Here is a 9,403-nt window from a genome sequence, read left to right on the forward strand (position 1 = left end):
TCATACCTTAAAATGTTGCTGCTAATTGCCAATCAAATGATGCTTCTTTATCTAAAGCAGTTAATATTTGCTGTTGTTGTGGCGTGGAAAGTGATAGTTCTTTGATGGGAACATGAGGATTATTTATGATTTCTTGTAGAAGTACTTGAAAATCTCTAATTATCCCAGTGATTGTGGCGATATCGAATCTAGAAGCATTGTATGAAATTGCTACTATAATTTCTGATTCGGGATAGATAACTAAATTTAAAGGATAGTTGTTCCTGTAATAAGTTCCAGTCGGTTCAAATTCTATATTTCCTTTCCAATTTCTGACAAATTGACTAACTGGAAGGTTCTCAACTACAACAATTGTTTCAAACAATGGTAAATTTCGGGGTACTTCGCTCCAGCCTTGAATTTGTGTTAAAGGAGTATATTCATGATGACGTGCTTCTACTAATTGAGTTTGGAAATCTTGTAGCCATAACAATACTTGTTGGTCAGGATTTAACTTGACATTAATTGGTAATGTATTTATAAACATCCCAACCATTGAATTGACATCGGGTAAATCTACTGGCCTTCCTGTAACAGTACATCCATAGATAATGTTGTCATGACAAGTGTAACGACTCAGGAGAATAGACCAAATCCCATGAATTAATGTAGCAAGAGTCAAACGATTTTTTGTTGCAAAAGATAGTAGGGATTTTGTTGTTGCTTCTGATAATTGAATTTTCTCTTCGTCGTATCTTTCTTTTAGATTAGGTAATTGATTATTTTCGATGTAAGTTAAGGGAGTTGGTGCTTTTACTCCTTGTAATGCTTGTCGCCAATAGCTTTCAGTTTTAGCTATGTCCTGTTGCTGTAACCAATCGATATAATTTCTAAAGGGACGGGCTGGGGGTAAGTTAGCTTGTTTAGATTCGCAAAGTGCTACATAAATTTGTAAGCATTCTTCTAATATTATCGGAGTTGTCCAGCCATCTATAATTATATGATGATTGCTCCAAATAAATTCATAGCGATCGCCAGCAAGACGGATTAAAGATAAACGCATTAAACATGGTTGAGAAAAATCAAAACATAACTGGCGATCGCTCTCTAAAAATAACTTCATTCGCTCTTGTTGTTCTGCTGTTTCAATGCCACGCCAATCATATTGATTTAAAGTAATTTTGACTTGTTTATAAACAACTTGTAAGGGATTATCAATGTCTTCCCAATAAAATCCAGTACGCAAAATTGTATGTCTATCTACGACTTGCTGCCATGCTTGTTCAAAAGCTTCTATATTGGGTTGACCATGTAAAGTTAAGGTGTGGTGAAAAAAATACAATGCTGATTCCTTAGCATATAAACAGTGAAAAAGCATCCCTTTTTGCACTGGTGTGAGTTCGTATATATCCTCTACATTTTCGACTTTCATTGTGCTTTATTCTCACTTAATTTATTGATTTTTGCCAAAAATTTATCTAAGTCTTGTTGGTTTAAATTAGCCCTGGGAAAGTCAGAGGGTGTATATTTTTCTGCTGACAAGGACTGAGACTGCTGATGTTGAATCGGTGCAATTTCGATTGTTTCCTTCACCTCAATTAAATTGGCTGCTGTTGCTAACTCAGCGATAGTTTGGTGGAGAAACATTTGTTGAGAAGTTAACTTTAAGCCTAATTGATTAGCTTTGGCAACAATTTGAATTGCAATAATCGAATCTCCAGCCAATTCAAAAAAGTTGTCATGAATCCCGACTTTTTCAATTCCTAGAAATTGTTGCCAAATATTAGCTAAAGTCTCCTCAATTTCGTTTTGAGGGGCAATATAAGCATTTGCTAAATTTGGACGCGGATGACTAATGTGGGTAAGATTTGTTGTTGATGTCTCTGATAACAGTCCTAAATCTTGGTTGAGGTAATTGAAGGAATTATTCTGTTCAATTACTTGTTGAAAATCTTGGGTGGAGACAATAACACGAGGCAAATTACTTAACAAAATACGATTAAAAGCTTCTGCACCTTCTGGAGGTAGTATGCCTTTTTTAATTTCTTCTTGACGTTGCAATTTTAATTGTTCTGGTAGTGTTGTCTCCACTGCCATCCCTACTTCTTGCCAAGTATCCCAGTTAATTGACACAGTGAATTCATCAAATTCAGAGGTACGATAATTTGCATAAACATCGAGAAATGCATTGGCGGCACAATAATCTACCTGTCCGAATTCACTTAATATAGAACTCTGGGATGAACAAAGCACCAAGAAATCTAAAGTAATATTTTTGAATTTTAAAATTTCTTCTAATACTAATGTGCCCTTGATTTTTGGTGCGAAAACACTATTTACTAAATCCTCTGTTTTGAGTTGAATCATGCCACCGCCAGCAATACCCGCAGCATGGATGACGCCATTAATTTGACCAAATTTTTCTAAAGCTTCAGTAATGGCTACCTGCATTTCTTCGTAGCTAGCGACATCGGCACTTTTAATTTCAATTTGGGAACCTAATTTTTCAAGTGCCAATATTTTTTCAATCTTGCGGCTTACAGAATCTTGGCGATCGTGATTTTCTAGCCATTGTTGCCAGTGCGATCGCTCTGGTAATTTATTTCTACCAATTAAAATTAATTTAGCTTGTACTGTCTTCGCTAAATGTTCCGCCAGTACTAAACCCATACCGCCGAGTCCACCAGTAATTAAGTAAACTCCTGCTTTTTTTAGTTTAGTTTTACTAGGAATATCTTCATCTAAACGTACATTTTCAAAGGTTGGAATCCAGCGATGATATCCCCGATAAGCAACTATATTTTCTGTTTGCTGGGTTCTTAATTCTGTAATTAAATAATTCACAAATTTTTGGAAAATTTGAGCATTAGAAATTACCACATCAATCAGCGAACAATGAATATTTGGATATTCTTTGGGAATTACCTTACAAGCACCTAATATAGTTGCCTTCTCTGGGCATAATTTTTCATCGCCGATGACATTATGTACATTATTAGTTATAACTTTTAATTTCAAAGAATCGCTAATATTTTGTTTTCCTAATGCTTGAGTCAAATACAACAAACTCCAAAAGCCAAGATTCTGGCAATTTTCTAAAGTAGGTAAAGCATCATTTGGCGTAATGCTCCAAAAATGAACTATTACATTGGGAATCAAACTTTGTTTTTGCAGTTCTACAAACAAAACATCATAATCATTTCTTTGTTGGGGATTAACAGTGTATGTATATTTATTAATTTGGGTGAATTTATCTCCAATCTTAACTGCGATCAAATTTTGACTTTGCTGTTGTAATTTTTTGACAACTGCATCACCCACTCCATAGTCATCTATAAAAATTAACCAGCAGATATTTTTTTCCATTGCTGGAAATAATTCAATTGGTGTTGATTGTTTCCAACTTGGGACATAAAACCAATCAGCAATATTTGGCTTTTTAGCTAATGATTTTGGCGATATTGTTGAGAATGTAGTTTTAGAATCAACCTCAATCCAATAACGCTGATGCTCAAAAGGATAAGTAGGCAAAGGAATACGTCTGCATTGTTCGCCAGCATAAAAGCCCGTCCAATTTATCGGCAATCCTGTTAACCAAAGCCGAGACAAAGTATTAAGTAAAAATGCCACATCAGAAACTTGCTCTTGGGGATGTCGCAGCGAAGTTAGCACCATAGTTTGTGTAGCTAACTGTCGTTTGGTTAGGGTAGTTAAGGTGCGTCCAGGGCCGACTTCTAAAAATATTCGCTCTGGTTGTTGCAGCAATGTAGCGATTCCCTCGTTAAACAATACCGCTTGTCGTAAATGTCTCCCCCAGTAATCAGGATCGGTTGCTTGCTGTGCTGTAATCCAAGTGCCGCTAACATTAGAAATAAAAGGAATTTGTGGCGCTTTGAAATTGACTTCTCTAACGTGTGCTACAAATGTCTCTAAAATCGGCTCCATCATTTGGGAATGGAAGGCATGAGATGTATGCAGACGGCGACAATCTATACCTTGTTCTGTCAACTTATTTTCTAATATTTCTATGGCATTTGTAGCACCAGAAACCACACAAAGAGATGGTGCATTGCTGGCTGCTAAAGAAAGTTCTGAACCCAACATTGGTTGTATTTCTTCAGCAGAAATAGAAACAGAAAGCATCGACCCAGGTTCGAGATTTTGCATTAATTCTCCGCGAATCGCGACTAAAGTCAGTGCTTCTTCTAAAGAAAAAACACCAGAAATACAAGCCGCTACATACTCGCCGATGCTGTGACCAATCATTGCTTGGGGATGCACACCCCAAGACATCCAAAGTTTAGCTAGGGCATATTCAATTACAAATAATGCAGGTTGACTTAAGGAAGTTTGTTGGAGTTTTTCTACTGTAGTTTCTAATGTTGGAGGATAAAGTATTTCTTTGAGATTTAAATTTAAATATGGCTTTAATAATTCACAGCAATTATCAACTTGTTGCCGAAAAATCCATTCAGTTTCATATAATTCCCGTCCCATGTTTACATACTGCGCTCCCTGTCCGGGAAACATGAATACAATTGGATGGTTACGGGTTTCTGAACAATTACTAAAAATCCCTTGTTTATCTGGCGCTGTGAGTGTTTTGATTGCATCTGAAATATTTTGACACAATAAAACTCGACGATAATTAAAATTTCGGCGACCAACTTGCAAAGTATAAGCAACGTCAGCGAGATTTAAATCTGGATGTGTTTGTAGATAATTCGCCAGATTTTTTGTAGCGGTTTCTAGGGCTGTATTAGTCTTAGCTGAAAGTACCAGCAATTGATACTTTTTCCCCTGCTCATTTACCCCTTTATTCCCCTGCTGCCTGGGAGCTTCTTCTAATATGATATGAGCATTAGTACCGCCAATACCAAAAGAACTAACTCCTGCACGTCTAGGATATTCGTTTATTTTCCATTCGGAAAGTTGATTGTTGACATAAAAAGGACTATTGGCGAAATCAATTTGAGGATTTGGTTCCTCAAAATGCAAGCTGGGAGGGATTTGTTTGTGTTTTAAGGCTAAAACTGTTTTAATTAAACCTGCAACACCGGCGGCTGCATCTAAGTGACCAATATTGGTTTTTAAGGAACCAATTGCACAGAAATTTTTCTTTTTTGTGCTGCTTTCAAAAGCTTGGGTTAGTGCTGCGATTTCAATGGGATCTCCTAAAGAAGTTCCGGTTCCATGAGCTTCAATATAGCTAATTGTTTCTGCTTCTACTTCTGCAACAAATTGGGCAGTTTTAATAACTTTAGCTTGACCTTCTATGCGGGGTGCTGTATAGCTAACTTTATTTGAACCGTCGTTATTAACGGCAGAACCTTTGATTACAGCATGAATAAAATCACCATCATTTAATGTATCTTCTAATCTTTTTAAAACAACAATTCCTACACCTTCTCCACTAACAGTTCCCTGTGCTTGAGCATCAAAAGCACGGCAATGTCCATCAGGAGATTTTATACCGCCTTCTTGATATAAATAGCCAGCTTTTCTAGATGCACCAACAGAAATTCCGCCAACCAAAGCAATATCGCATTCACCGTTAAGCAAACTTTGACAAGCCAAATGTACGGCGACTAATGAAGTTGAACAAGCTGTTTGAATTGTATAACTAGGGCCTGTTAAATTAAGTTTGTAAGAAGTACGTGTAGCTAAATAATCTTTATCCGCAGCAATTGTTAATTGGTGTTCGTCTATTGAGTTTCTAATATTTTGATTAAAATAAATGTTTAATAAATAACCGCTTAAATTAGAGCCAGCAAAAACACCTATGGAACCATTATAAGTTTCAGAATCATAGCCTGCATTTTCCAAAGCTTCCCAAGCACACTCTAAAAAAATCCGATGTTGCGGATCGGTGATTTCTGCGTCTCTAGGATTAAAGTTAAAAAAGGCAGCATCAAAAAGTTCTGCATCTTCTAAAACACCATTGGCTTTCACATAATTGGGATTGTTAATCAGTGCTGGTTCTATTCCTGCTGCTAACAGTTCTTCGTCACTGAAAAAAGAAATTGACTCTACGCCAGTTTGGAGATTATGCCAAAATTCATCAAGATTTTTCGCCCCAGGAAATCTTCCTGTTAATCCGATAATTGCAATTTCTGAACCGTTATAAGAATATGTGTCGCTGGGAATATTCATAATTGATAAATTCCTTAATTATTTTCAACTGATTTAAGTTTTTGCAACCGTTTTCTTTGTTGCGCTTTCCCAGCTGAAATTTTCTCTGTTTGGATATCAGTTTCTTGAAGGGATAGTGTTTGATTTGCAGATGAGCTTAAATACTCTGCTAAAGAATTAATGGTGGGATATCTAAACAAATCAAGGGTTGATAGTTCGGCATTATTCAATATTTCTTGTAATTGGCTGTGAACTGTAACTAAAAGTAATGAATGACCGCCAATTTCAAAAAAATTATCGTGAATACCTATCTTTTCAAGATTTAAAGCTTTCTGCCAAACTGAAGCTATTGTTTTTTCTACTTCTGTTTGTGGTACTACATAAGCAACTTCTAATTCTGGCCGTAGCGCATCTGGCATTGGCAATGCTCGACGGTCTACTTTGCCATTAGATGTTAGTGGAAATGCTTCTAATATCATAAACGCTGTTGGTAGCATATGGTCAAGCAATTTATTTTGTAAGAAGCGTCGCAGTTGAGAAATTGTTAATGTTTTGTCTGGATAAAGAGTGATATAAGCGATTAAATTTTGATTTCCTGGTTTATCCTCCCGGAGTATTGCTACACTTGCAGATACCGATGGATGTTGATTGATAACTCCTTCAATTTCTCCTAATTCAACACGGAAACCCCGGATTTTTATTTGATTATCAATTCTACCGATATACTCAATATCTCCACTCGGTAAAAAGCGGACTAAATCACCTGTTTTATAAAGGCGATCGCCTTGTTGTTTACTAAAGGGATTGGGGATAAATTTCAAAGCTGTTAATTCAGGTTGATTCAAATAACCCCTAGCTAATCCCAGTCCACCAATATATAATTCGCCCGTTACGTTTGTTGTTACTGGTTGTAAATATTGGTCTAAAACGTACAACTGAGTATTAGCGATGGGTTTACCAATGGGTATGGAACCTGAAGTATGTTTTCCCACTGGAACTTGATAAATACAGCAGCCTACCACTGTTTCTGTGGGGCCGTATTCATTGACTAATATCGTATCTGGGGCTACATCTTGCCAGAAAGTAATACTTTGGGCTAATAAATTTTCACCACCAATAATAAAAGCTCTTGTTTTATTAGCTATCTCTTCTTTAGATAACTGTTGTTTCAACAAATCCAAGTGTGCGGGAGTGATTTTCACCAAACTTAAATTCGAGCTTTTCTTTAAAGCTTGAGAAAGAGTTTCAATTCCTTGTTCTTCTGATAATAATTCTACTGTGCGACCAACTAATAAAGGTGATAACAAACTGGTGATGGTTAAATCAAAACCCAGAGGTGAGTGGACTACAGTTCCTATTCCTTGTTCGACTGTATATTTTTGAGTAGCCCAACTTAAGTAATTCACTAATCCTTGATGGGGGATAAGAGTTCCTTTCGGTTTCCCAGTGGAACCGGAAGTGTAAATCACATAAGCTAAATTTAATGTCGTTGTTGTAGTAATTGGGTTATCAATTTTTTGTTGGTTTATGGTTTCCCAATCACTATCAAGATAAATTACTTGAATTTCATTTGTAACTAAATCTGCCATTAAATGCTGTTGAGTCAATAGCACTGGCATTTGAGAATCCTTTAAGATAAAAGTTTTTCTTTCTAAAGGATAATTAGGGTCAATGGGTACATAAGCACCACCAGCTTTTAAGATCCCTAAAAGTGCAATTAGCATGAAAGGGGAACGTTCTACACAAATTCCCACCATGACATCTGGTTTTACACCTAATTGTTGTAGATAATGAGCTAGCTGGTTAGCACGATGATTTAATTCTTGGTAGGTAAATTGTTGATTTTCATAAACAGCAGCAATATTGTCTGGGGTACGTTGTACTTGTTCCACAAAAAGTTGCTGAAAACATTTATTGTTTGGAAAATCAATTTGTGTATTATTAAACTCAATTAGCAGTTTTTTGTTTTCATTGTCGCTGAGTATTTGTAATTCCCTGAGTAGTGCATCAGGATAGTTAATGGCACTTTTTAAAAGATTAAAAAATTGTCCCGATAATCGTTCGATATCTTCTAGTAAAAATAACTCTGCATCATAGTGCCATTGAGCCTGAAGAGAATTTTTTCTACGAATAAATGATAATTTTACTTTAAATTTATCAAAACAAACATATTGCTGTAGTAGAGAAAAATTAACTGCATTTGTAGTCAAAATTTCACAATTTTGCTCTATAAATTCAAAACAAAAGGGTAAGAAGGGTATATTATCAAATCCTGAAAATAATTCCCAATTAAAACAATCTTGCCATTCCTCAGCTTGATTTTGCTTCAAAGTAATTTGCTCTAAAGCTTCGCTAAATTTGAAATTACCTTGGAAATGGCAATCTACTGGTACATATTTGGCTAGCAGTCCTACCATATCTTGGAGTTCTGCTTCCGGTCTACCATCGCAGTGAGTGCCAATCACCATATTTGATACATTAGTCAAGCGCCATAGTAGGATTTGCCAACATGTTAGTAATAAGGATGATTCAGTGGTGTTGAAATTTTCGGCGATCGCCTTGATTTTCGCTACAATTTCAGGGGGAATTATTTGAGTAAAAATTTGCGGTTTAAATTCAGTTTTATTAGGCAAGTTATTTTCATTTGGCAGTTTCAAATTACAAATATTATTAATATCTTTTTCTCGCCAATATTTTCTGCCAATTTCTGCTTCTTCTGACTCTAATAATTCATTCTGCCAATCTGAAAAAACTATGTATTGTACTGGTTCTTCATCATCTAAATTGCCAGTGTAAGCACGAGTGATTTCTGTTAATAAATTATTCAGGGAAGTTGTATCTGCGTATAAAGCAGGTAAGTTTAACAATAATATGCATCTAGATTCTGACAATATAGCTAGAGATATCTGTAATTTATCTTGTTTAAGAGATTCAATTAATAATTCAATAGCATGATTTTGTTCTGCGACTGTAATTGTTCTAAAATCGTGTTCTTTGATTAATAAATCGCTGTTATCTTCAATTACTTGTAATGGAATATTCATTCCTGGTAAGCAGCGAAAGCTAGTGCAAAGAATTTGATGTTTGTGGACAATAGTTTTTATGGCATCCTTCAACGTTTCTATATTTAAATTACCTGTAATTTCCACCGCAATAAATGAATAATAGGCATGGCTATTGTTTTCTTGTTGTAATAGCCATAAATGTTTTTGTTGTGGTGAAAGTTGAAAACCGTGAATTGCTTGATTATTCATGATTCAGTTAATTTTTAAACGAACCGCAGAGACGCTGA

Annotated in this window: 3 protein-coding genes; all 3 read right to left on the reverse strand. The window is 35.7% G+C overall.

What is annotated here, in order from left to right; translation table 11 throughout:
* Window positions 1-7 precede the first annotated feature (7 nt).
* From VF06_RS13420 to VF06_RS13430, 3 genes are read right to left on the reverse strand one after another with little or no spacing between them, the layout of a single operon-like run.
* The gene (locus VF06_RS13420; RefSeq protein WP_099066299.1) at window positions 8-1,411 is read right to left on the reverse strand and encodes a condensation domain-containing protein; all 1,404 of its coding nucleotides are present in this window, start codon (window positions 1,409-1,411) and stop codon (window positions 8-10) included.
* Complete coding sequence (locus VF06_RS13425; protein WP_099066298.1) at window positions 1,408-6,132, reverse strand: type I polyketide synthase; 4,725 nt, start codon at window positions 6,130-6,132, stop codon at window positions 1,408-1,410. Before VF06_RS13425 ends, VF06_RS13420 begins: the two co-directional genes overlap by 4 nt.
* 14 nt (window positions 6,133-6,146) lie before the next feature.
* Window positions 6,147-9,365, reverse strand: coding sequence for a non-ribosomal peptide synthetase (locus tag VF06_RS13430; protein ID WP_099066297.1), 3,219 nt, complete (start codon window positions 9,363-9,365; stop codon window positions 6,147-6,149).
* Between the last annotated feature and the right edge of the window lie 38 nt (window positions 9,366-9,403).

This window comes from Nostoc linckia z4, assembly GCF_002608075.1.
GTDB lineage: Bacteria > Cyanobacteriota > Cyanobacteriia > Cyanobacteriales > Nostocaceae > Nostoc > Nostoc linckia.